Here is a 23655-nt window from a genome sequence, read left to right on the forward strand (position 1 = left end):
TGTGGCGCGCGGCCTGACGCCTGACGACCGCCGGATCTGGAGCCGGGTCGCCGCGACCATGGACACCACTCGGAAGGTCGCGCCGGTGGTCGAGCCCGAGACGCCCGCCAAACCTTCGGTCATCAAGGGCGCCGCCAAGGCTCGCCCTGCCCCGCCCGGCTATACGCCGCCGCGATCAGCGCCCGCGCCGCGACCGCAATCGACACCGGAGGCGCTGGAGCCCCGTCGCCAGCGGCGTCTCGCGCGCGAACGGGACCCCATCGACGCCCGGATCGACCTGCACGGCCACGGCCGCTTCCAGGCGCAGGACGCCCTGACCGCCTTCCTGCTGGGAGCCCAGGCGCGCGGGTATGGTGCGGTCCTCGTGATCACGGGTCAGGGACGGCGCGGCGGCGGCGTGATCCGCGCCAATGTCCACGAATGGCTGACCGCCCACGCTCTGCGCGGCGTCGTCTCCGGCTTCGCCCCGGCTCACCGGCGGCACGGCGGAGAGGGGGCGATCTATGTCACGCTGAAACGGCGCGGCTGATCAGACCGTCAGGCCCTTGTCCGCCGCCAGACCCTTCAGCGACACCTGCGGACGCGGGCCCCAGTGGGCGATGACCTCGGACGCCGCCAGCGAGCCGAGGCGGCCCGCCTCCTCCAGCGACTTCCCGCGCGCGAGGCCCAGCAGGAAGCCGGCGGCGTACTGGTCGCCGGCGCCGGTGGTGTCGATCACCTTGCCGACGGGGTAGGCCTCCACCGCGACGCGCCGGTCGCCGCTGACGACCACCGAGCCCTTTTCGCCGCGCGTCACCGCCGCCGTCTCGACCATCGCGGCCAGTCGGTCGCAGCCGGCCTCGAAATCCTCGGTCTGGAACAGGGACGCCAGCTCGGCTTCATTGGCCAGGACGATGTCGGCCGAGGCCTCGATGAAGGCCAGCAGCTCGGCGCGCCAGCGCTCGACCACAAAGGCGTCCGACAGGGTGATGGCCACCTTGCGCCCCGCCTGGTGTGCGGCCTCGGCGGCGCGCTCGAAGGCGGCGCGGGCCGGGGCCGGGTCGAACAGATAGCCCTCCAGATAGACGATGGCGCTTTCGGCGATCATGGCGGCGTCGACGTCGTCGGCCGACAGCTGGTTGGCGGCGCCCAGGAAGGTGGCCATGGTCCGCTGGCCGTCCGGCGTCACATTGATCAGACACCGGCCGGTGCCCGGCCCGGCCGTCAGCGGCGCGGTCTCGAAGGCCACGCCCGCGGCGCGGATGTCGTGGGTGAAGACCTCGCCCAGCGTGTCCTCGCTGACCTTGCCCAGATAGGCCGCGCGTCCGCCGAAGGAGGCGACGCCGGCGACGGTGTTGCCGGCCGAACCGCCCGAGGCCTCCACACCCGGCGCCATGGCGTCATACAGCGCCGCGCTCTGGGCCTCGTCGACCAACTGCATCGAGCCGGGGGCCAGTTGCTGGGCGGTCAGGAAGCCGGGGTCGCAGGGGGCCAGCACATCGACGATGGCGTTGCCGACGGCGCAGACGTCGTATCGGAGATCGGTCATGGCGGGCGCTTTAGCGGGGCGGGGCGGCCGTGGCCAGTGGCGGCGGCGGCGCGGCGGCGCTATCGGACGGCCCATGGCCCGTCTCGCGATCCTTACCCCCGACCCCACCGATCCGTCCTACGCCAGCCATTGGCCGGGCGTGGTGGAGCGCCTGACCGCGCCCCTGGCCGCCGACGGGCATGAGGTGACGGCCGCGCCGTGGACGGATCATGTCGAGGACGCTTCGGGTCTGGAGGGGTTCGATCTGATCCTGCCGCTGGTGGTCTGGGGCTATCACCGCGAGCACGTGCAGTGGCGGGCGGCCTGCGAGACCTGGCAGCGCGCCGGTCTGCCCGTGGCCAACCCGCCGTCGGTGCTCAACTGGAATTCGGACAAGAGCTATCTCGGCCGGCTGGCGGAGGCGGGCGTGGCCATTCCTCAGACCCTTTTCGTCGATCGGGTCGATGCGGCGGCGGTCGAGGCGGCGCTGGCCCAGTTCGGCGCGCCGGTGATCGTCAAGCCCGTCGTCTCCGGCGGCGCCTGGCGGACGCTTAAGCTGTCGTCGGCCCGTGAGCTGATCGACGGGCCCCAGGAACGGGCGATGATTCAACCCTATCTTCCCGCCATCGAACAGGGCGAGCTGTCGCTGCTGTGGTTCGGCGGGCGGCTGAGCCACGCCGTGAGGAAGCGCCCCGCCGCAGGCGATTTCCGCATCCAGGTCCAGTACGGCGGACTCTATGAAGCTGTCGAAGCGCCCAACGGGGCTGTGGCCCTGGCCGAGCAGGTGCTGGGCGCGATCGAGGAGGATCTGCTCTACGCCCGCATCGACATGGTCGAGGACGCCGAGCACGGCTGGCTGCTGATGGAGGCCGAGCTGATCGAACCGGACTTCTACCTCGGCCAGGCCCCAGACGGCGGCGCCGCCTTCGCCGAGGCCGTGGCTCGGCGACTGGCGGGCTAGGTGCGCACCCGCGCGGGATTGCCCAGGGCCGTCGCGCCGGCGGGCACATCGCGCGTCACCACCGCCCCGGCGCCGATCAGGGCGTCATCGCCGATGGTCACGCCCGGCAGGAGGATCGCCCCCGCGCCGATCCAGACGTTCCGGCCAATGATGATGGGGCGGCCGAACTCCAGACCCTGACGGCGCTGCTCGGGATCACGCGGGTGGTCGGCGGTCATGATCTGCACCGCCGGACCGATCTGGGTCTGGTCGCCGATGGTGACGGTCGCGACGTCCAGCACCACGCAGTTGAAGTTCATGAACACCCCGTCGCCGAGGGTGATGTTGGACCCGTAGTCGCAGAAGAAGGGCGGCCGGATCACCGCGCCCCGGCCCACGCCCGCGAACAGTTCGGACAGCAAGGCGCGGCGCGCCTCGACCGGCACGGCCTGGGCCGCGTTGTAGCGATCCATCCATTGCTTCGCCCGCCAGGCGTCGGCCGTGAGCTCCGGATCGCCGGGGTCGTAGAAGTCGCCGGCCAGCATCTTCTGCTTCTCGGTCAGGCTCATCGGCTCAGTCCTTCGGCCACCAGCCCGGCGCGTGACGGGCACAGGTCTGAAATCACACACCCCGCGCAGTTGGGCCTGCGCGCCGTGCAGGTGTAGCGACCATGCAGGATCAGCCAGTGATGCGCCTTGGGCAGCCATTTCTTCGGCACGATCTGGTGCAGCTGGGCCTCGACCTTGTCGGGCGTATTGGCGTTGGCGAGCGACAGGCGGTGGGAGACGCGAAACACATGGGTGTCGACGGCGATGGCCGGCTCGATGCCCAGTTCGTTCAGCACCACGCTGGCGGTCTTTCGTCCCACGCCGGGCAGGGCCTGCAGCGCCTCCCGGCTCAGGGGAACGACGCCGCCGTGCCGCTCGACGATGAGGCGGCTGAGCGCGATGACGTTCCTGGCCTTGTTTCGATAGAGGCCGATGGAGGCGATGTAGGGCGTCAGGCCCGCCTCGCCGAGCGCCAGCATCTTTTCGGGCGTGTCGGCGACGGCGAACAGCCGGTCGGTCGCCTTGTTGACCGAGACGTCGGTGGCCTGGGCCGATAGGGCGACGGCGACCACCAGGGTGAAGGGGTCCTGAAACCTGAGCTCGGTCTTCGGCTCGGGCATGACCCCCGACAGACGCGCGAAGATGGCCTCGACCCGCGCCTTCACAGGCGGCCAGCGGAACCCGGGCGGCCTCATGACGGCAGGGGAGCGGAGATAGAGATGCGAAAAGGGATCGCCATCACGCCTGATTAGCGAGGCGGCGGCGGCGTGTCTTCCCGTCGAGCCCTTCGGCGCGGCTTACAGCGACTTGCGGATGATCCGGGCCGCGGCCTCGAGATCGTCAGCGATCTCCTTGGCGCGGTGGCCGCCGATATTGATGGCCTTGGGCTCTTTGGTCGTGGGCGAGACGAGCACGAGCTGAAAAACCGGCATGTCCGCCTTTTCGCTCAATCCCTGGTGCACGCGCAGCCATTTGCTTTTGAAGAGGTTCTGCTTGCCGACCAGCGCCATGGAGATCCCCGAAAACGTCCGTACGGGGCCTTTGGAGCGGCGGCATGATCAACGCAACATTAAAGTGCGACGATCCGTCTCAAAAGAGAGATTTAACGAAATAACCGCCTGAAAGACCGACATTTTTCACGCTGCAGTCGCAATACGCCGTTCTTTCAACTCAGAAACAGCGCCCGGCTTGGCGAAATAATAGCCCTGCAGATAGTGCGCGCCGGCGATGCGCAGGAAATCAGCCTGGGCCGCCGTCTCCACGCCCTCACAGACCACCTTCATGCCCAGCGCCCGGCCGACGCCGATGACGGCGTGGATGATCGAGGCCGAGGCCACGTCGTCGGTGCAGTGATCGACGAAACTGCGGTCGATCTTGAGCGTGGTGAAGCGGAGCTCCTTCAACGCATGCAGGCTTGTGAAGCCGGCGCCGAAATCGTCCAGCGCCACATTGACCCCAGCGGCGCGCAGGGTGTCGACCGTGTGGCGTGCGGCCTCGACGTCCAGCATGGCCGTCTCGGTCACCTCGACCTCCAGCCGGCGCCGGTCGAAGCCCAGGCGCTCGCAGATGGCCACCACCCGGTCGGCGAAACCGGGCATCTGGAACTCCGACGCCGAGGCGTTCACGCCCACGATCAGACCCGGGATATCGGCGCAGTCGCGCATGGCGGTTTCCAGCGCGAAGTCGGTGATCCGGGCGATCTCCCCGGCCGCCTCGACCTGGGGGATGAAGTTGTCGGGCGAGACGCGTCCGCGCTCGGGATGTTCCCAGCGGATCAGGGCCTCGGCCTTGGGCGTGGTCGCGCCGGTGCGATCGACCAGCGGCTGATAGACCAGGTGGAACTCGCCCCGCTCCAGGCCGCGCAGGACATCCGCCACCAGCGGGTCGGCCTTCGGTTCGATCTCGACCGGAATGGCGACCGGTTCGGCGCTCGGCTGGCGGTCCAGCGCCTTCAGGGTGCGCGCCAGGGCCTCGGCGATATCCTGTAGAGCGCGCGCGTCGACCGCCGCTCCGGCCCGAGCGTCGTGCTCAAGCGTGGCGGCGCGGTCCGATACCGCCCTGGCGCCCAGGCTGAGGCTGATCGACTTCAGGGCGTGGGCGGCGCGCGACAGGGCTTCGGCGTCGCCGTCGGCATGGGCCTGGACCGCCTCGGCCATGCGGCGTGGGGCGTTGTCGCGATACAGCGCCTCGATCCGCGACACGAAGTCCGGATTGCCGCCCGCGGCCATGGCGGCCAGATCGGCCTGGGTCTTGGCGTCGAACAGGGTTTCGTCGAGCGTGGGCGCCGGTGACGCCGCCTCGCTCTTCGGCCCTCCGGCCACCGCCGCCGCGGCGACCGGGGTCGCGGCCTTGTCCGGACAGGCGTCCTGCAGAGCGCCGATCAGGTCGGCCAGGGTGAAGGGTTTGTGGATCACGCCGTCCATGTCGGCCTCGCGCCAGGCCTGGGCGGCGGCGCCGACGACATGGGCGGTCAGGGCGACAACGCGGGTGCGCGGGCGACCGGTCTCGGCCTCCTCGGCGCGGATTCGGCGTGTGGCCTCGAACCCGTCCATGCCCGGCATGGAGCCGTCCATCAGCACAAGGTCGAAGTCCTGTACGCGGACGGCGTCGATGGCCTCCTGGCCGCCCTCGACCAGCATGGGCGTTATTTCCAACAGGGCCAGGGCCTCTGCGGCGACCTCGCGGTTCACTTCGGCGTCGTCGACCACCAGCACCCGGGCCGAGGGGAAGGCGATGCCGCCCGTCGCGGGTCCGCCTGCAGCCATCTCCAGATGCGGCGTCTCGCCCCGGGCCAGCTGACCGATCACCTGGGCGAGGTCGGAACGGCGCAGCGGTCGCACCAGCGCCGTGGCGGCCTTAGCCGGGATCGGCGCCGCCTCGGCCTCGGCATCGGTGGCGCAGACCAGCACGGTGCGGTCTGCCGAGACACCCTCGGTGACGCCCAGGGCGGCGTCGGCCTGCCCGGCCGTCGCGGGCGCGACGCCCCAGGCGGCAAGATAGCGTTTGGCGGCATGCGCGGTCAGCGGCGGCAGGCCCGACAGCGCGAGCCGCACGCTGGCGAGCTGCGGCGGCTCCAACAGCTCGGCGCCTTCGGCCAGAAGCGGCGCCGTGAAGGCGAACATCGACCCCTTGCCGACCGTGGACGCCAGTTTCCACTCCCCGTCCATCGCCTTGACCAGCCGGTCACAGATGGCCAGGCCAAGCCCCGTGCCGCCGTGTTTGCGGGTGGTGGTCTGGTCGGCCTGGGAGAAGGCTTCGAACAGCTTGGGCAGGACGTCGGGCGCGATTCCTGGTCCGGTGTCGCGCACCCCGATGAGGATATGACGCGCGCGTTCGGGATCGGGCCTGACCTCGATCAGCACGCCGCCGGTCTCTGTGAACTTGATGGCGTTGTTGACCAGGTTGGAGATCACCTGGCGCAGTCGGGTCGGGTCGGTCGCGGCGTCCGGGAGGCGCGGATCGACGAACACGGCCAGGTCCAGCCCCTTCTGATACGCCTTTTCGTGGAACAGGCCGGCGACGTCCTCGGCGATCTCGGCCAGGTCGCAGTCGATGGTCTCCAGATCCATCTTGCCCGCCTCGACCTTTGAGAAGTCGAGGATGTCGTTGATGATCGAGAGCAGGCTGCGGCCCGACTTGGCGATGACGTCCGCATAGCGCCTCTGCCGCCCCGGCAGATCCGATGCGGCGAGCAGTTCGCTCAGCGCCAGGATGCCGTTCATCGGCGTGCGGATCTCGTGGCTCATCACCGCCAGGAAGTCGGACTTGGCGGCATTGGCCTGTTCGGCGGCGTCGCGCGCGACCGACAGCTCCCGCGTGCGGTCGGCAACGGTCTGCTCCAGTCCGGCGACATGGGCCTCGATCGCCGCGTCGCGCTCGCGGATGGAGGCCAGCATGCCGTTGACGCCTTCGACCAGGGCGCCGACCTCGCCCTCGGCCTCGACTTTTGCGTCCTGCGAATAGTCCTGCCGCCGGCCCATGTCGGTGACCGCGCCGGCCAGCGAGACGATCGGCGTGGCGATCTTGCGGCTCATGCGCAGCGCGATCAGCAGGCCGGCCAGGGTGGCGATGCCCGCGCCCAAGAGGCTGGCCCAGATCGCCGCCAGCACCCGCGCCTGAAGCTGGGGCGTCTCGGCAAACAGGGTGATCCGCCCCACCGCCCGGTCACCGACCACCACCGGCTCGACAACCTGGATCGAGCCGGAGGTCAGGCTGTCCCACAGGCTGACGTTGTCCCCGCCCGTCACGCTGGCGTCGGTCAGCAACCGTGCGCCGCCGCCGATCTCGGCCAGGGTGCGGCCGTCCTTCTGATCCAGGCGACCATAGTTGACCTCGGGCATCTGGCCGATGGACCGCAGCGCCCGGAAGGCGCCGGCGGAATCCCGCGCCTCGACCGACTCCGCCGACAGAGCCGCGATCACGCGCGCCGTCTGGGCGAGGCGCTGGGTCTCCGCCGCCGCCTGACGGCGCGCGTCGGTCCAGGCGACGCTGATGGAGGTGATCAGGAAGGCCGCGCCCAAGGCGGCCAGGACGAGGCCCACAAGACGACGGCCGATCGATCCCTTCCGGAAGCTGATGTTCTCGCGCACCACAGGCCCTGTTTGGCAGATTTTCTCTCGCTATACGGGCGGTTAATGACCTTCCCCTTAAGACGGGAGTCTGGTTGGGGGACCAGGCCGTGTTCGTTAGTTGGTCCCGAAGGGTTGTGGCGTGAACGAGTTCTTCTACGTGCTCGACGAGAAGGCCCGTCTGCTGTTCGTCGACGACGACCCGATCCTGCGCGAGTTCGCGCGGGTCAATCTGGCGTCGGAAAGCTGCGACGTGGAGGTCGCCGCCGACGGCGTTGAGGCGCTGGAGCGGATCGCCGAGCAGCCGTTCGACCTCCTGCTGGTCGATCTCGAAATGCCGCGCATGGATGGATTTGAGCTGCTTGGCCGGCTGCGCGAAGACCCCCGCACCGCCCATCTCCCCGTGGTCGTCGAAACCGGTCGGGAAGACGTGACCGCCATCGACCGCGCCTTTCGCATGGGCGCCACCTCCTTCGTATCCAAGCCGCTGAACTGGCGCCTGCTGACCTATCAGCTGCGTTTCGTTCTGCGGGCGGCCCGGGCCGAATCGCTGGTGAGACGCGCCGCCGAGGCGGTGCGCGCCGAACGCGCCAACCTCCGACAATGAGGATCGTTTCCCGCTTCGTCCGGGATGAACGGGGCGTCATCGCCCTGAAGTTCGCCCTGGCCGTGCCGGCGGTGGCGTTGCTGGCCGTCGGCGCCGTCGATCTCCGGGCCGTGGCGGCCGACCGCGCGGCCTTCCAGACCGTGGCCGAAGCCGCCGCCCTGGCCGGCGCCCGCGAGCTCGGCATGGCGGTGGACAGCAAGGCGCCGGCCGCCCGCGCGGAGTCCTGGGCCAAGGGTCAGCTGACGCAGCTGACCGATCACCCTGACGCCGTGGTCAAGGCCGAGGTCATCGAACTGCCCACTCGCCAGCGGGCCATCAAGGTCAGCGTCGAGGGGCGGCGCCTGTCCTTCTTCGGCAACATGCTGCCGCCCGGCGGATGGCGGATCCATGCCGACGCCACGGCCGCGTCCGTTTCCACCATGCCGCTGTGCATCCTCGCCCACAGTCCTGACGCCGGAGCGGTCCTGCGCATGAAGGGCCTGTCCAAGGTCGACGCCCAGGGCTGTCTGATCCATTCCAATTCGGACATCCGCGTCGATCTCCTGGCGCGCATGTCCACCGGCGCCGCCCAAGCCGTGGGTCGGACCCAGGGCTCAATCATCAAGGCCGCGCACTCCGGCGCCCCGCCGATGGACGACCCCTATGTCGGCATCGATTTCTCGCCGCCAACCCCCTGCCCCAGGGATCCCAAGCCGACCGAGATCAAAGCCAACACGACCCTGCAGCCCGGTGTCCACTGCGGCGACATCGAGGTATCGGGCAAGACGACCCTGACTTTGGCGCCGGGCGACCACTGGTTCGTCGACGGCATGCTGACCATGATCGGCGACAGCCGGCTGCTCGGGACCGATGTCGCCCTGGTGTTCGATGACGCGGCCTTCGAATTCGGCGGCAATGCCAAGGTCCAGCTGCAAGGCCGCGAGGACGGAGCTCTGGCCGGGTTCGTCATCGTGGGGCTGAAACCGCCCAGCGGCACCTGGTGCGGCGTCTCTGACGACGATGACGATGACGACGACGACGACGACGATGACGATGACGACGATGACGATGATGACGATGATGACGATGACGATGATGACGGCGGCGGTCTGCTGGGCCTGCTCGGGGGCGTCCTCGACCTCGTCGATCTCGACGGCTGCACCCAGGCGACGGGCAGCCTCTTCGTCATGGCCAGCGACAATGTCGACGTGCTGGAAGGGGTGGTCTACACCCCGGCCTCGATGTTCGTGGTGACCGGCAAGAACCAGGTCGCCGAGGCCGCCGACTGGACAGTGATGATCGTGCGCAAGCTGCAGATCGTGGGCTCGCCCACCCTGGTGATCAACGCCGACTACGGCGCCTCGCCCGTGCCGGTGCCCGATGGCGTCGGCGATCGGGTCGGAGCCCTGCGCCTGATCGACTGAGGGAGAGTCCGCCGTTCCCCTGACCGAGCCCCGCCGTCGCCTACGAGCCTGGATGGTCGAATCCGCCCTGCCCCTGTGGGCCGAGGTCGGGATCGACGCGCGCGGCCGGGCGGTCGAGGCGCTCGATTTCGAGGGTCGGGCGGTCGTTGGCATGCCGCTTCGGTGCCGCGTCCAGGCGCGTCAGCTCTATGTGCTGTGCGAGGCCCGGCGACGCGGCTGGCGTCGCGGCGGCGCGCTGGCGCGGCGGGCGTTCCAGACCCTGATCGACGACCACCGCCGCGCCGACGGACTGTGGCGTCGTACGGTGGACGACGACGGCCGCGTCGTGGATGACGCGCCTGACCTCTACGATCAGGCCTTCGCCCTCTACGCCCTGTCGGCGGCCTTCCGCGAGCTCGGCGAGGATCGCGCCCGCGACCTGGCGCTGGAGACGCTGGAGGCCATGAGCGTGGCCATGGCGCATCCCGCCGGCGGCTGGGTCGAGGCGGTCCCCGCCGTGACGCCGCGCCGCCAGAACCCGCACATGCACATGCTGGAGGCCATGCTGGCGTGGAAGGCCCTGGCGCCCGACGCCGTCTTCGCGCGCACGGCCGAGCGATGCCTGGAGCTGATGCGCACGCGGTTCCGCGCCGACGGAACGGTGCGGGAGTATTTCACCGACGACCTCGCGCTCGACCCCCAGCGCGGCGCGGTTGTCGAACCGGGCCATCAGATGGAGTGGGCCTGGCTGCTGCTGGAGGCCGGCGCGCCGCGCGCGGAGGCGACGGAACTGGCCACGGCGGCGATGGCCTGCGGCCTCGGCTCGCAGGGCCTGTTGGTCCGCGAAGTGACGCCCACGGCCGAGCTGATCGACGGCGGCGAGCGGCTGTGGGCCCAGACCGAGGCCGTCCGCGCCCTGGACCGGCTGGGCGACGCCGTGGAGGCCGACCGGCTGCTGGCTCGGGTGCTCGACACCCATCTGGCGACCGACACACCCGGACTGTGGATCGACAGCTTCGACGCCGAGGGGCGGCCGCTGGACGGGCGCGTTCCCGCCTCCAGCCTCTATCACCTGATGACCATGGCCACCGACGTCCTGCCCGAGGGCGAGGCGTGACGCCGGCGGTCTTCCTCGACCGCGACGGGGTGCTGATCGAGGACGTCGGCTATCCCCACCGCGACGAGGACCTGCGCCTGATGCCCGGCGCCGTCGAGGCCGTGCGGCGCTGGAACGACCGGGGCCTCGTCACGGTCGTCGTCACCAACCAGTCGGGCGTGGCGCGCGGCCTGTTCAGCCTGGAGCGGATGGAGGCGTTCAACGCCCTGATGGTCGCGCGACTGGCCGACCAGGGGGCGCGCATCGACGCGGTTTACGCCTGTCCCTTTCACGGCGAGGCGGTCGACGACCGTTACCGCCACCCCGACCATCCGGACCGCAAGCCCAACCCCGGCATGATCCTGAGGGCCGCCCGCGATCTCGATCTGGACCTCCCTCGATCCTTCCTTATCGGCGATCGGGATAGCGATCTGGAAGCGGCGCGACGCGCGGGCGTCGCCGGTCATCTGTTCCCCGGCGGGGACCTCGCGGCCTTCGCGGCGACCCTGCCCATCTAGATCGGCGCGACATCCTCCAGGAAGGCGCGGAACCGGCGCCGTGACTCCTCGGCCAGGGCTGAGTCGTGACGCATGGGTGGCGCGTTCATCGGTTCGTCGAAGCTGTGGCTGCCCTCGGCGATCCAGGTCTCGACCTCGGCGCCGCAGCCCCGGACCATGTCATGCACCCGCTCGGCGTTCCGGACGGTGGTCAGGTGATCCTTGCGCGCGATCACCGCCAGAACCTTGGGACAGTGGCGCCACGCCCGCATCCGGTTCCACGCCCCGATGCCGACATAGGGGTAGGCCAGCCACGCCCCCTTGACCCCCTTGAGCGAGACCGCGCCCGGATCGGCCACGCCCAGGCAGGGCCGGGAGCACTCCGCGCTCATCGCCTCCATGATGCCCCAGCCGCCGTGGCTCCACCCGGCCAGCACCAGCCGCTCGGGATCGACCAGCGGGTGGTCGGACAGGCCCCGAATGGTCGCCAGCACATCGCCGGCGCGCTTGTCGCCGTGGAACTGCAGCCCAGTGCAGACCGTGGCCATGGCGTATTCCCGGCTCCAGCCGCGCGGCGCATAGCTGTCGACGATCGCCGCCCGCCAGCCCGCCGCCGTCGCCGCCTCGGCATAGAGCGGCAGGTGATCCCTCAGCCCGCCGCAGCCGTGAAACAGAAGCGCCGTCGGCCGCCGCCGTTCGTCGTCAGGGCCGACCATCGTGGTGTGCGGGGCCAGCCGCGCCCAGCGCTGTTCCAGAGTGTCCATGCGCCGTCCCTTAGCGCGATTCATCATGTCGCTGGACGCCTCGCTCAATCCGGTCTTACCTCCGCCTCCGGGAGAGGGAGCCCCTGACATGACCGATACGCCCGCCGCGACGCCGACGCCCGCCAGCCCGGCCGCCACGCCGAGCCTGGGACGCCGGCTGGAGCTGACCCTGCGCGCCCTGGTGCTGGGCTGTCTGCTGGCCGTCGTCTTCACCGCCGCCAACACCTATCTGGGCCTGCTGGTCGGCCTGACCTTCGCCTCGGCCATTCCGGCGGCGGTCATCTCCATGGCGGCGCTGCGCCTGTTCCGGACGTCGACCATCTGGGAAAATATGACGGTCCAGACCGTCGCCTCGGTCGGTGGCTCGATGAGCGCCATCATCTTCGTACTGCCCGCCCTGGTCATGGTCGGCTGGTGGACCAGCTTCCCCTTCTGGCAATCGGTGGCGATCTGCATTCTGGGCGGCGTTCTGGGCGTCACCTTCTCCATCCCGCTGCGCCGGTCGCTGGTGGTCAAGGCCGGCCTGCCCTACCCCGAAGGCGTCGCCGCCGCCGCCGTGCTGAAGGTCGGATCGCGCGGCGCGGCCCAGACCGAAAGCGCGGTGCGCGAGAACAAGAAGGGTCTCGGCATCGTGGTCATCGGCGCCGTCGTCTCGGCCGCCTATGCTCTGGGCGCCGGGGCGCGGGTGTTCGCGGGCGAAGCCGCCACCTTCTTCCGGCTCCCGGCCGCGCTGGGCGGCGGGGCCACGGGGCTTGGCTTCGGCATGCAGTTCGCGCTGCTGGGCGCCGGACACCTAATCGGCCTGGCCGTCGGACTGTCGCAGCTGGTCGGGCTGATCATCGCCTGGGGCCTGGCGGTTCCGATCATGACGGCCATGCAGGCCACGCCAGGGGCGGCCGAGGAGGCGGCTCTGGGGGTCTGGGCCGAGCAGGTGCGCTTCATGGGCGCCGGCGTCATCGGCGTCGCCGCCATCTGGACCCTGTTGAAGATGGCCGGCCCCCTGATCGGCGGCCTGACCTCGGCCCTGGCCGCCAACGCCAGACGCGCCTCGGGCGAGGTGCTGGACCGCACCGAACAGGACATTCCGATCAATATCGTGGCCATGATCTCCCTGGCCTGCCTTGTCGGCATCGCCGTGCTGCTGGCGGTCTTCGCGCAAGGGACGGTGCTGGCCGGATCGACGGCGCTGCTGGTTGTCGGCGGACTGATCTATGTCGCCGTGATCGGCTTCATGGTGGCGGCCATCTGCGGCTACATGGCGGGCCTGCTGGGCTCGTCGAACAGTCCAGTGTCGGGCGTCGGCATCCTGGCCATCATCGTCGCCTCGCTCTTGATGCTCGGCGTCATGTCCATCGCCGGCGTGCCCGCCGATCCGTCGATCATCGCCTACGCCCTGATGGTCACAGCCGTGGTCTTCGCCGTCGCCATCATCGCCAACGACAACCTGCAGGACCTCAAGACCGGTCAGCTGGTCGAGGCCACCCCCTGGCGCCAGCAGACCGCCCTGATCGTCGGCGTGGTCGCCGGCGCCATCGTCATTCCGCTGATCCTGGATCTGCTCAACCAGGCCTATGGCTTCGTCGGCGGCCCGGCTCCGACGGTGGAGGGCACCGATCCCCTTCCCGCTCCCCAGGCGACCCTGATCGCGGCCCTCGCGCGCGGCGTCATCGGCGGCGACCTGCGCTGGGACCTGATCGGCATCGGCGCCTTGATCGGGGGGGCGGTGATCGTCGCCGACATCGCCCTGCGCGGCGCTACGAAGGACCGGATCAAGCTGCACGCCCTGGCCGTCGGCATCGGCGTCTATCTGCCGGCGGCGGTGACCACCATGCTGGTCATCGGCGCGGTGGCCGGCTGGGCCTATGAGCGCTGGGTGTCGAAAACTCGGTTCGCCGACGTCGGCAAGCGCATGGGCGTCCTCCTGGCGTCGGGCCTGATCGTCGGCGAGAGCCTGTTCGGCGTGTTCACCGCCGCCGTCGTGGTCGGCACCGAGAACGGCTCGCCCTTCGCCCTGATCCCCGAGGGAACCGGCTGGCCGGCCATGATCGTCGGCGTCATCGCCTTCGCCGCCCTGGCCTTCGCGCTCTACGCCTTCACCCGCAAGCGGGCGTCGGAGGTCTAGACCCCGGCGTACCACTCATAGCCGCGGTCTTCCCAATAGCCGCCCTTGCCGCGGCCGATGTGGGCGAAGCTTTCGACCGCCTCGATGCGCTTGACGTATTTGGCCATCTTGTAGCCGAGCTGGCGCTCGAGCCTCAGGCGGATCGGCGCGCCATGCTTGATGGGCAGGATCTCGTCGTTCATCTCGTAGGCGAGGATGGTCTGTTCGTGAAAGGCGTCCACCAGATCGATCGAGGTGTAGTAGCGCTCGCCGTCCTCGGTCTGGCTCAGGGCGTCGAAACAGTGGAACACCAGATACTTGGCGTCCGGCCTCAGCCGCGCCTGACGCAGGATGTGCGACAGCCGCGCGCCCTTCCATTTGCCGATCGAGGTCCAGCCCTCGACGCAGTCGTGCTTGGTGATCTGGGTGCGTGACGGCATCCGCCGCAGATCGGTCAGCGACAGGGCCAGCGGCCGCTCGACCAGGCCGTCGACGATCAGGCGATAGTCGCGGAAATTGTTGGCCCTCAGCGCGCGGTACTCCGCCGCCGCCGGGTCGACCGAGCCGTTGGCGCGGAAGTCGTCGGAGATATCCTTTTCTTCGTACTCGGGGGCCAGGGCCTGACGGGCCAGGGCGCGCTGCGAGCGCTTGGTCGCCTTCTCGGCCGTGGCCAGGGTGCACTGAACCTGTTCGTTGCGGGCCAGGCTGTCGCACGAGCCTAGCAGCGGCAGGGCGGCAAGCCCTCCGGCCCCGAGCAGCAGACGGCGGCGGTCAGGGTTCGGCACGGTCATCTCCCGTCAGGCGGATGCGGTACCAGCCGGTGATCATGGCCCGCATGTTGTTGATCGGGCCGGACAACACCACGAGCAGCACGTGGACGATGGCGAAGATCACGATCCCGGCCGCGGCGATGAAATGCAGGGTGCGCGCCGACTGGCGACCGCCGACGATCTCGATCATCCAGGGCGCGGCCGCGTTCATGCCCGGCGACATGCCCAAGCCGGTGAACAGCATCAGCGGCAGCAGAACCAGCAACACGGCCAGATAGGTCAGCTTCTGAATGACGTTGTAGCGTCGCACCGCCTCGCCTTCGGGAAATTTCAGCTTGGCGTGCTCGACGACGCTGTGCGGGATGTCGGCGATGTCGGCGCGGGTGGGGAACAGCACCCGCCTCAGCCGTCCCCAGATCAGGATGTAGGCCAGGTAGATCAGGCCGTTGATGACGAACAGCCAGGCGAAGAAAAAGTGCCAGCGCCGCCCCCGCGCCAGGTCCTGCCAGCTGGGCAGGGTCGCCCACGACGGGATGTTCGGAAAGCTCAGCCACGGATCGTCGAAGGTCGAGGCCAGACCCCAGTAAAGGTGCGGATGCGCCCGCAGGATCTGCAGCCCGCTCATCACCAGGATGACGACGCAGAGCACATTGACCCAGTGGGTGATGCGCACGACCCACGGGTGGCGATAGGTGTCGATCCGTCCCTGTCCGCGATCCCGATCCGCCGGCATGTCCGCTCCCCGTTTCCGAAAAGCCTAGACCCATCCTCTGCAGGCGTCATCTGCGGCGCGGTGACAAACAGGTTCATCACGGAGAACACAGCGGAATCACAACGAACACGACGAAACCGGGCACACATCCACAGCTCAGATCGCGCCGGTCCGTTCCGAGCGATCGAGGCCCTTGGCCTCGATCATTGTCTTCGCGGTTCGACGCTCGCGTTCAAGCCCGTCGTCCTCGAGGAACCCGTTGTGTTCGCTGTGGCCCCGTCGTGCCCGTGGTGATGAACCGCCTCAGCCACAGGCGCCGACGTTAGAGCGCGACGTTCAGTTTGCGGGCCAGGCTTTCCAGCTCGCCCCGGATCGAGGCGGCCGAGGAGCCGAGCAGATTGGCCATGCCGCGCCGCGCGGCGACCAGGTCGGTGGACAGCACCATGCGCTTGACCGCCCCCACGCCGGCTGCCGGCGCCGACAGCCGGGTGAAGCCCAGGGTGACCAGGGCGAAGGCCTCCAGCGGCTTGCCGGCGATCTCGCCACAGACCGAGACCGGCGTGCCGGTGTCGGCGCACTTCTTCTGGATATACTGCAGCGCGCGCAGGGCCGGCGGCGACAGCGGGTCGTAGCGCTCGGCCACCAGGGGATTGGTCCGGTCGGCCGCGAACATGTACTGGAACAGGTCGTTGGAGCCCACCGACACGAAGTCGGTCAGGGGCAGCAGGGCGTCCAGATGCCACAACAGGCTGGGGCATTCGATCATGGCCCCGACGCGCAGCAGTTCCGGCAGGGGCCGGCCGCGACGCCGGGCCCAGGCCACCTCATAGTCGACCAGTTCGCGCGCCGCGCGGAACTCGTCGACCGTGGCGATCATCGGGAACATGACGCGCAGCTCGCGCCCGCCCGCCGCCGTCAGCAGGGCGCGCAGCTGCATCCTCAGCAGGGCCGGACGATCCAGCCCCAGCCGGATGGCGCGGCGACCCAGCGCCGGGTTCTCCTCCCGCTCCGCCTCCAAATAGGGCAGCACCTTGTCGCCGCCGATATCCAGGGTGCGGAAGGTCACCGGCCGCTCGTCGGCGGCGTCCAGCACCAGGCGGTACAGAGCCGTCTGGGCGTTCAGCTTGGGCAACTCGTCCGAGACCATGAACTGGAATTCGGTGCGGAACAGGCCGATGCCCTCGGCCCCGCTCTTGTCCAGCAGCTCAAGGTCGACGGCAAGGCCGGCGTTGGTCAGCAGGGTCACCCGCGTGCCGTCCTGGGTGACGGCGGGCAGGTCGCGGATCTTGTCGAACTCGGCCTGGCGGCTCTGGCGCATGGCCATGCGCTGGGTGACCGCCTCGACCATGTCGGGCCGGGGCCGCAGGAACGCCTCGCCGCCCTCGCCATCGACGATGACGAGGTCGTTCTCGCTCAGCCGGTCGCGCAGACCCATCAGGCGGCCCACGCACGGAATCTGCAGCGCCCGCGCCACGATGGCGGCGTGGCTGGCGGCCGAGCCCTCCTCGATCAGCAAGCCCTTCAGCTTTGTACGCGGGTATTCGAGCAGGTCTGCGGGGCCCAGGTTCTTGGCCACCAGGATGGCGTCGTCGGGCAGGGCACGGTCGCCCGGCTTGTCGCCCGCCAGGATGCGCAGCAGCCGGTTGGCCAGGTCCTCGAAGTCGTGCAGTCGCTCCTTGATGTAGGGGTCGCGCGCCTTGGCGAAGCGGGCGCGGTGTTCGTTCCTGACCCGGTCGACGGCCGCCTCGGCGGTGAGCCCTGAGCGCACCGCCTCTTCCAGCGACCGGTTCCAGCCCCGGTCGTCGGCGAACATCCGGTAGGTTTCGAGCACCTCGTAGGAGGCGCCGCCCAGCTTGCCCTGACCGCCGTCCAGCATGTGGTCGATGCCGCTCTTCAGCGCATCAAGGGAGGCGTGAAGCCGGATTTCCTCGGCGACGGGATCCAGCGCCAGCAGCTGTTCGGGCGCGATCGGCGCCTCGTGCAGGACGACGTGGCCGACCGCCAGGCCGTCGGCGAACTTCTGTCCTTTCAGCCGCTCGGCGCGGTGCGGCGCCAGCTCGACTTCCGAAAGCTCCTCCAGCCCGACCAGCTCGCCGGACGCCACCGTCTCGGCCAGCACCATGGCGATGGTCTGGATGTCCTCGATCTCGTCGGCGTCATAGTGCCGCGCCGCCCGGTTTTGGACCACCAGCACCCCCACAGCCCGGCCGCCGCGCAGCAGCGGCGCGCCCAGGAAGGCGTGATAGGGATCCTCGCCCGTCTCCGGCCGATAGGAGAAGCTGGGGTGGCTGGGCGCGTCGATCAGGCTGATCGGCTCGGCGATGCGGGCCACCTCGCCGACCAGGCCCTCTCCGGGCCTGAGGCGGGTGTTGTGAACCGCCTCGGGGTTCAGACCCTCGGTGGCGAACAACTCCAGCTCGCCCGAGGCGCGGCGCAGATACAGCGAACAGACCTCGGCCACCATCGACAGGGCGATGATGCGGACCACCTGGTTGAGGCGGGCCTGGGCGGGCCCGCCGCCGGCCATCGCCTCGCGGATCTGGCGCAGGAGGTTCCTGGGTCCTCGCGTCGATAATCCGCCGCCCTGGGGCATCCGTCCTCCCGGTCAGGGCCGATCGCCGGCCATGTCGCCTGAGACTATACCGTCTCCAGTCCGTACGCCGAATGTAGGGCGCGAACCGCCAGTTCGGCATAGGCGGCATCGATAAGAACGCTGATCTTGATTTCGGAAGTGGAAATCGCCTGAAATTTTATGCCCTTGTCCGCCAAGGCCCGGAACATGGTCTGGGCCACGCCGGCGTGGCTGCGCATGCCGACGCCCACGACCGAGACCTTGGCCACGTCCTCGTCGACGCGGATTTCTGAAAAGCCGATCTCCGCCTGACCCGCGCGCATCAGTTCGGCGGCCCGCTGGGCGTCCCGGCGGCCGGTGGTGAAGGTCAGATTGACCGTGCCCTCGGTGCGCGACTGGGACTGGACGATCATGTCCACATTGACGTTCGCCTCCGCCAGGCGGGTGAAGACGTCCGCCGGACCATCCACCCGGTCGGCGAGACCGAGCAGGGTGATGCGGGCCTCGTCGCGGCTCATGGCCACACCCGACACGATGCGCTTTTCCACGATTTCCTCCTCGTCACAGATCAGGGTGCCGGCCTCGGCTGGTAGCTTACCGGAGGCGTCGGGCTCGACGAAGCTGGACAGCACCCGGACCGGCACGCGCTTGGCCATGGCCAGTTCGACCGAGCGGGTCTGCAGCACCTTGGCCCCCAAGGACGCCATCTCCAGCATCTCCTCATAGGATATCCGGTCCAGCCGCCGGGCCTTCTGCTCGATCCTGGGGTCGGTCGTATAGACGCCGTCCACGTCGGTATAGATGTCGCAACGACAGCCCAGCGCCGCCGCCACCGCCACCGCCGAGGTGTCGGAGCCGCCGCGGCCCAGAGTGGTCAGCCGGCCGTCGCGGGTCACGCCTTGAAAGCCCGGCACCACGGCGATCTCGCCCGCGTCGATGGCGGCGCCCAGCCGGTCGCCCGGCACATCCTCGATCCGCGCGCGGCCGTGGGCGTCGTCGGTCAGGATGGGGATCTGCCAGCCCAGCCACGACCGCGCCTTCAGTCCCATGTTGCGCAGCGTCAGGGCCAGCAGCCCCGCCGTGACCTGCTCGCCCGAGGCGACCACGGTGTCGTATTCGTCGTCGGTGAGGTCGATGCCCGGGCCCGGCCGTCCCGCGCCGTCGGTCCAGGCGACCAGTTCGTTGGTCTTGCCGGCCATGGCCGAGACCACCACCGCCACCGCCTTGCCCGAGCGCGCCTCGGCCGCGACGATCCGCGCCACGCGACGAATGCGCTCCAGATCGGCCATGGAGGTGCCGCCGAACTTCAACACCAGTCGCGTCATGGTGACGGCGCGTCTCCCCGGGGCTCACCGCATCTTGCGTGGGAGGCCCGGCGGGTTCATCCCGGGGCCATGGTCGCTTCTACCTACCCGTCCGGCTCCGGCAAAGCCCAAAGCCCCGATGTCGGGACCGCGCGTGGCGCCTCGATCGATCCGGCTGACGTGGCGCGGTTCTCGGCCCAGGCGGCCGAATGGTGGGATGCGAAGGGGCCGTTCGCGCCGTTGCACAAGTTCAATCCCGCGCGGCTGGGTTTCATCCGCGACCGGGCGGCCGGGCATTTCGATCGCGATCCCAGGGCACGCGCGCCGTTCGAGGGTTTGCGCCTGATCGACATCGGCTGCGGCGGCGGGCTGATCGCCGAGCCGATGCGGCGCCTGGGCTTCGAGGTCACCGCCGTCGACGCCTCGTCCGAAAACATCGGCACGGCCCGCGCCCACGCCGAACAGATGGGTCTGGACATCGCCTACCGCGCCGCCACCGCCGAACAGATGGAAGCCGAGGGCGCCGGCCCCTTCGACGTCGTTCTGGCGCTCGAGATCGTCGAGCATGTCGCCGACCCCGAGGCCTTCCTGCGCACCTGCGCCCGGCTGATCGCGCCCGGCGGGATGATGGTGGTCGCCACCCTGAACCGCACGCTCAAGTCCCTGGCGCTGGGCAAGGTGGCGGCGGAATACGTCCTGCGCTGGGTCCCGGCCGGCACCCACGACTGGCGCCAGTTCCTCAAGCCCGATGAGATCCGCCTGATGCTGTCCGAGGAGCCTGTAGCCGTGTCCGGCCCGTACGGCCTGGTCTATTCGCCCCTGACCGACCGCTGGAGCGAGGGCGACAGCGACATCAACTACATGATGGTGGCGACGAGGGCCTAGACCCGCCGCTCCATGTAGCGGGCGTCGGGACCATAGCTGGCCAGCTTTTCGGTCATGCCGGGCGGATCGGCGACCGCGAACCCATGACGCGCCCAGAAGGCGGCCGCGTCATTGACCGCGACCAGGGTGATCGCGGGCCAGTCGCCCTCGCGCGCCAGATCGATGACCGTCTCCACGCCCGATCGCCCATGGCCGCCTCCGCGCGCCGCGCGGCTCAGCGCCAGATCATGCAGATAAAGAACCGCCGCATCGGCCGGGATCGCCCCGATCAGGCTGTTCAGCGCTGGCGCGCTGTCCGCCCGCCACGGATAGGCGAAGACATAGCCGCGCACCGATCCGTCCGGCTCGGCCAGCGCCCGGCATCCCTGCGGATAAAGCGTCAGCCGCTCTGCGAAACAGACCCGGTCCTCAAAATGGTCGCGAAAGGCCTCGGCGGCGACGGCGACCACGCCTTCGAGGTCCGCCATCGTCATCGGGCGCCAAGCGAGGGGCGTGGCAAGATTAGACATCACGCCGGGGCTCCATGGGTTAAGCGTGCTGGGCGGAGTCGCGGAACAGGCGCGAAACGAATCAGGACCGAATCACTGACACGGCGCGATTCGGGATTTGTTCTCCACAACATATTGTATCTTAATGCCGATTAACCGCTAGGACTATTTTGCCGCGCGACGTTGGCCTGTGCGTTCGCCGCATCGGATCCTATATGTCGGCAGCCATGACCGAGCCCGCCGCGCCGCCCGAACATCCCCGCCTGTCCAGTCTGTCCACGGGCCTGCGCTGCCGCTGCCCGCGCTGCGGCGACGGACCGCTGCTGCGAGGCTTCCTCACCATCCGCGACGAGTGTCCGGCCTGCGGGCTGGACTACAGCTTCGCCGACCCGGCGGACGGCCCTGCCTTCTTCGTCATGTCCGGCATCGGCATCGTCGTGATGATGATCTTTCTGGTGATCGAGATCGCTTATCGGCCTTCCATCCTTTTCCATCTGCTCGTGACCCTGCCTGTGCTGGTGGCCGGATGCCTGGCGACGCTGCGTCCGGTGAAGGGCTGGCTTGTCTCCGAACAATGGGTGCATCGCGCCGAAGAGGCGCGCTGGGCCTCGACCGGCAAGCACGGCGAGGGCCGTCGCTGGCGGTGAAGCATCGCCGCGCGGATCGGCCGCCTTTCACTTTTCCGCTGATGAACTATTTTTAAGGATCACGCGCCGCCGGGGGGCATAAGGTGCGCGCCTTCCGCTTCCAGAGCGCATGAAGCGCCTACGAGGAACCAGTTATGATGAAACGCCTGCTCGTCGGCGCCGCCTTTGGCGCCCTGATCCTGCCTTCGACCGCCCTCGCCCATGATCTCGACGGCGCCGACTGCCTCGACGCCGCCTGCGACACCGTCGCCCTGTTCGACGCGCCCGTGCTGGGCGCCACCGGCTATGAGGGCATCGAGTCGCCCAAATACGGTGACTGGGGCGTGGACCTGGACGGTCGCGACACCTCGGTTCGTCCGGGCGAGGACTTCTTCCAGTACGCCAACGGCGCCTATGTCGATGCGCTGGAAATCCCGGCCGACCGCACCCGTTACGGCTCCTTCGACCTGCTCAGCCAGCTGTCGGAGAACCGGCTGGAAACCCTGGTCAACGACATCGCGGGCTCCAGCCCCGCCGCCGGAACCGACGAGTACCGGATCGCCGCCCTCTACAACAGCTACATGGACGAGGCCCGGGTCGAGGCGCTGGACATGCAGCCGATCGAGCCGATGCTGACGGAGATTCGCGGCATCGCCGACCACGCCGCCATGGCCGCCCACATGGGCGCGACCCAGTCGCGGCCGGGCTCGTCGGTGTTCGGTCTCTATGTGTCCGATGACGCCAAGAACCCGGTTCAGTACACCCCCTACATGGGCCAGTCCGGTTTGGGTCTGCCCAACCGCGACTATTACCTGACGGCCAATTTCACCGACAAGCTGACCGCCTATCAGGCCTATGTGGCGCGCATGTTGGCCATGATCGGCTGGGACAACGCCGAACAGGCGGCCGCCGACATCGTGGCCATGGAGACGAAGATCGCCGAGGCCCACTGGACCCGCGCCGAGAGCCGCGACCGGGACCGGACCTACAACCCCATGACCCCAACCGAGCTGGCCGCCTTCGCGCCCGGCTTCGACTGGGCGGCCTATTTCGAACAGGCCGGCGTCGCCGACCAGCAGCGCTTCGTGCTGAGCCAGAACACCGCCTTCCCCAAGATCGCGGCCATCTACGCCGAGACCCCCATCGAGACCCTGCGCGCCTGGCAGGCCTTCAATGTCGTGGATCAGTCCGCGCCCTATCTGTCCAAGCGGTTCGCTGACGCCCAGTGGGACTTCCGCAGCCGCGAGCTGTCTGGCCAGCTGGAACAGCGCCCGCGCGAGAAGCGCGCCGTCGGCTTCGCCAACGGGCGGGTCGGCGAGGCCCTGGGCCGTCTCTATGTCGAGCGCTGGTTCCCGGCCGAGAACAAGGCCCAGATGGAGCAACTGGTCGGCAATCTGCGCACGGCCCTGGCCGAGCGCATCCGCAACCTCGACTGGATGGGCGAGGAGACCAAGGCCAAGGCCCTTGAGAAGCTCGACAAGTTCGGCGTCAAGATCGGCTATCCGGTGAAGTGGCGCGACTATTCCGCGCTCGAGGTTCAGCCGGGCGATCTGTTCGGCAACATGGTCCGCGCCAGCGACTTCAACTGGGACTATCAGCTGGACCGTCTGGACGGCCCTGTCGATGACGAGGAGTGGTCGATGACGCCCCAGACCGTCAACGCCTACTACTCCTCGACCAAGAACGAGATCGTCTTCCCGGCCGCCATCCTGCAGCCGCCGTTCTTCGACCCTGACGCCGACCCGGCGGTCAATTACGGCGCCATCGGCGGGGTGATCGGCCACGAGATCGGCCACGGCTTCGACGATCAGGGCCGCAAGTCCAATGGCGACGGCGTGCTGACCGAATGGTGGACCGAGGCCGACGAGCAGCGCTTCGAGGCCCAGGCCACGCGGCTGGGCGCCCAGTACGACAGCTATGAGCCGATCGAGGGCCAGAACCTTCAGGGACGGCTGACGATGGGTGAGAACATCGGCGACCTGGCCGGCGTCACCCTGGGGCTGGAAGCCTATCGCGTGTCGCTAAACGGGCAGGAGGCGCCGGTTCTGGACGGCACGACCGGCGACCAGCGCGTCTTCTACGGCTGGGCCCAGGTATGGCGCGCCAAGTACCGTGACGACGCGCTGCGTCAGCAGATCGCCCAGGGCCCGCACTCGCCGGCGGAGTTCCGCGTGATCGGCCCGGTCCGCAACGTCGACGCCTGGTATGAGGCCTTCGACGTCCAACCGACCGACGCCTATTACGTCGCTCCGGAGGAGCGCGTCCGCCTCTGGTAGGGGCGTAGCGTT

General features: G+C 69.2%; 21 protein-coding genes. 10 read left to right on the top strand and 11 right to left on the bottom strand.

What is annotated here, in order from left to right; all coding sequences use genetic code 11:
- Position 1: 1 nt before the first annotated feature.
- Entirely contained in the window at positions 2–529 is a 528-nt protein-coding gene (locus tag EES48_RS09670) for a Smr/MutS family protein (RefSeq protein ID WP_240623300.1), read from the top strand.
- Here the strand turns inward: EES48_RS09670 and EES48_RS09675 are convergent, their stop codons facing one another.
- Positions 530–1528: an adenosine kinase gene (locus EES48_RS09675; RefSeq protein ID WP_122466160.1), complete on the bottom strand. Its 999-nt coding sequence runs from the start codon at positions 1526–1528 to the stop codon at positions 530–532.
- 73 nt (positions 1529–1601) lie between these two features.
- Here EES48_RS09675 and EES48_RS09680 point away from each other — a divergent pair, with 73 nt between their 5' ends.
- Positions 1602–2468 (top strand): ATP-grasp domain-containing protein, encoded by an 867-nt coding sequence (locus EES48_RS09680; protein WP_122466161.1) that lies wholly within the window; start codon positions 1602–1604, stop codon positions 2466–2468.
- Here the strand turns inward: EES48_RS09680 and EES48_RS09685 are convergent.
- From EES48_RS09685 to EES48_RS09700, 4 genes are all read right to left on the bottom strand, one after another.
- Positions 2465–3016 (bottom strand): sugar O-acetyltransferase, encoded by a 552-nt coding sequence (locus EES48_RS09685; RefSeq protein WP_122466162.1) that lies wholly within the window; start codon positions 3014–3016, stop codon positions 2465–2467. The two genes, EES48_RS09680 and EES48_RS09685, sit on opposite strands and share 4 nt — an antisense overlap.
- Positions 3013–3690, bottom strand: a complete 678-nt coding sequence (gene nth, locus EES48_RS09690) for an endonuclease III (RefSeq protein WP_122466163.1) — start codon at positions 3688–3690, stop codon at positions 3013–3015. The genes EES48_RS09685 and nth overlap by 4 nt, the downstream gene beginning before the upstream one ends.
- Before the next feature lie 102 nt (positions 3691–3792).
- A complete protein-coding gene (locus EES48_RS09695; protein WP_122466164.1) occupies positions 3793–4005 on the bottom strand; it encodes a hypothetical protein in 213 nt (70 codons plus the stop codon).
- 126 nt (positions 4006–4131) lie between these two features.
- Entirely contained in the window at positions 4132–7584 is a 3453-nt protein-coding gene (locus EES48_RS09700) for an EAL domain-containing protein (protein WP_162998104.1), read from the bottom strand.
- Between the two features lie 121 nt (positions 7585–7705).
- Here EES48_RS09700 and EES48_RS09705 point away from each other — a divergent pair, with 121 nt between their 5' ends.
- The 4 genes from EES48_RS09705 to EES48_RS15155 are packed head-to-tail and all read left to right on the top strand — an operon-like array spanning position 7706 to position 11166.
- Positions 7706–8170: a response regulator gene (locus tag EES48_RS09705; protein WP_122466166.1), complete on the top strand. Its 465-nt coding sequence runs from the start codon at positions 7706–7708 to the stop codon at positions 8168–8170.
- Positions 8167–9573 carry a TadE/TadG family type IV pilus assembly protein gene (locus EES48_RS14860; RefSeq protein WP_162998105.1) on the top strand — a complete coding sequence of 469 codons (1407 nt, stop codon included), beginning with the start codon at positions 8167–8169 and terminating at the stop codon, positions 9571–9573. Before EES48_RS09705 ends, EES48_RS14860 begins: the two co-directional genes overlap by 4 nt.
- 52 nt (positions 9574–9625) lie before the next feature.
- The gene (locus EES48_RS15150) at positions 9626–10669 is read left to right on the top strand and encodes an AGE family epimerase/isomerase (protein ID WP_240623301.1); all 1044 of its coding nucleotides are present in this window, start codon (positions 9626–9628) and stop codon (positions 10667–10669) included.
- Positions 10666–11166 carry a D-glycero-alpha-D-manno-heptose-1,7-bisphosphate 7-phosphatase gene (locus EES48_RS15155; protein ID WP_338067380.1) on the top strand — a complete coding sequence of 167 codons (501 nt, stop codon included), beginning with the start codon at positions 10666–10668 and terminating at the stop codon, positions 11164–11166. Before EES48_RS15150 ends, EES48_RS15155 begins: the two co-directional genes overlap by 4 nt.
- Here the strand turns inward: EES48_RS15155 and EES48_RS09720 are convergent.
- The gene (locus tag EES48_RS09720) at positions 11163–11936 is read right to left on the bottom strand and encodes a dienelactone hydrolase family protein (RefSeq protein ID WP_240623303.1); all 774 of its coding nucleotides are present in this window, start codon (positions 11934–11936) and stop codon (positions 11163–11165) included. The genes EES48_RS15155 and EES48_RS09720 overlap by 4 nt on opposite strands.
- A gap of 61 nt (positions 11937–11997) precedes the next feature.
- Here EES48_RS09720 and EES48_RS09725 point away from each other — a divergent pair, with 61 nt between their 5' ends.
- Complete coding sequence (locus tag EES48_RS09725; protein WP_122466168.1) at positions 11998–14031, top strand: OPT family oligopeptide transporter; 2034 nt, start codon at positions 11998–12000, stop codon at positions 14029–14031.
- Here EES48_RS09725 and EES48_RS09730 read toward each other — a convergent pair.
- The 4 genes from EES48_RS09730 to EES48_RS09745 all read right to left on the bottom strand — a co-directional run bounded on the left by EES48_RS09730 (position 14028) and on the right by EES48_RS09745 (position 19389).
- Positions 14028–14795, bottom strand: coding sequence for a molybdopterin-binding protein (locus tag EES48_RS09730; RefSeq protein WP_240623304.1), 768 nt, complete (start codon positions 14793–14795; stop codon positions 14028–14030). The genes EES48_RS09725 and EES48_RS09730 overlap by 4 nt on opposite strands.
- Positions 14782–15513 carry a cytochrome b/b6 domain-containing protein gene (locus EES48_RS09735; RefSeq protein WP_122466170.1) on the bottom strand — a complete coding sequence of 244 codons (732 nt, stop codon included), beginning with the start codon at positions 15511–15513 and terminating at the stop codon, positions 14782–14784. Before EES48_RS09735 ends, EES48_RS09730 begins: the two co-directional genes overlap by 14 nt.
- A gap of 301 nt (positions 15514–15814) precedes the next feature.
- On the bottom strand, positions 15815–18085 hold the full coding sequence (gene ptsP / locus EES48_RS09740) for a phosphoenolpyruvate--protein phosphotransferase (RefSeq protein ID WP_122466171.1): 2271 nt from the start codon (positions 18083–18085) through the stop codon (positions 15815–15817).
- A 44-nt stretch (positions 18086–18129) separates the two neighbouring features.
- Positions 18130–19389 carry an aspartate kinase gene (locus EES48_RS09745; RefSeq protein WP_122466172.1) on the bottom strand — a complete coding sequence of 420 codons (1260 nt, stop codon included), beginning with the start codon at positions 19387–19389 and terminating at the stop codon, positions 18130–18132.
- Between the two features lie 69 nt (positions 19390–19458).
- Between EES48_RS09745 and ubiG the strand changes: the two genes are divergently transcribed.
- A complete protein-coding gene (gene ubiG, locus EES48_RS09750; RefSeq protein ID WP_122466173.1) occupies positions 19459–20253 on the top strand; it encodes a bifunctional 2-polyprenyl-6-hydroxyphenol methylase/3-demethylubiquinol 3-O-methyltransferase UbiG in 795 nt (264 codons plus the stop codon).
- On the opposite strand, the gene EES48_RS09755 is transcribed toward ubiG, so the two are convergent.
- A complete protein-coding gene (locus tag EES48_RS09755) occupies positions 20250–20720 on the bottom strand; it encodes a GNAT family N-acetyltransferase (protein ID WP_240623305.1) in 471 nt (156 codons plus the stop codon). The two genes, ubiG and EES48_RS09755, sit on opposite strands and share 4 nt — an antisense overlap.
- A 248-nt stretch (positions 20721–20968) precedes the next feature.
- Between EES48_RS09755 and EES48_RS09760 the strand changes: the two genes are divergently transcribed.
- Positions 20969–21388 carry a DUF983 domain-containing protein gene (locus tag EES48_RS09760; protein WP_122466175.1) on the top strand — a complete coding sequence of 140 codons (420 nt, stop codon included), beginning with the start codon at positions 20969–20971 and terminating at the stop codon, positions 21386–21388.
- Positions 21389–21525: 137 nt separating this feature from the next.
- The gene (locus EES48_RS09765) at positions 21526–23643 is read left to right on the top strand and encodes a M13 family metallopeptidase (RefSeq protein WP_122466251.1); all 2118 of its coding nucleotides are present in this window, start codon (positions 21526–21528) and stop codon (positions 23641–23643) included.
- The last annotated feature ends 12 nt before the right edge of the window (positions 23644–23655 follow it).

Source organism: Brevundimonas lutea, assembly GCF_003704105.1.
GTDB classification, from domain to species: domain Bacteria; phylum Pseudomonadota; class Alphaproteobacteria; order Caulobacterales; family Caulobacteraceae; genus Brevundimonas; species Brevundimonas lutea.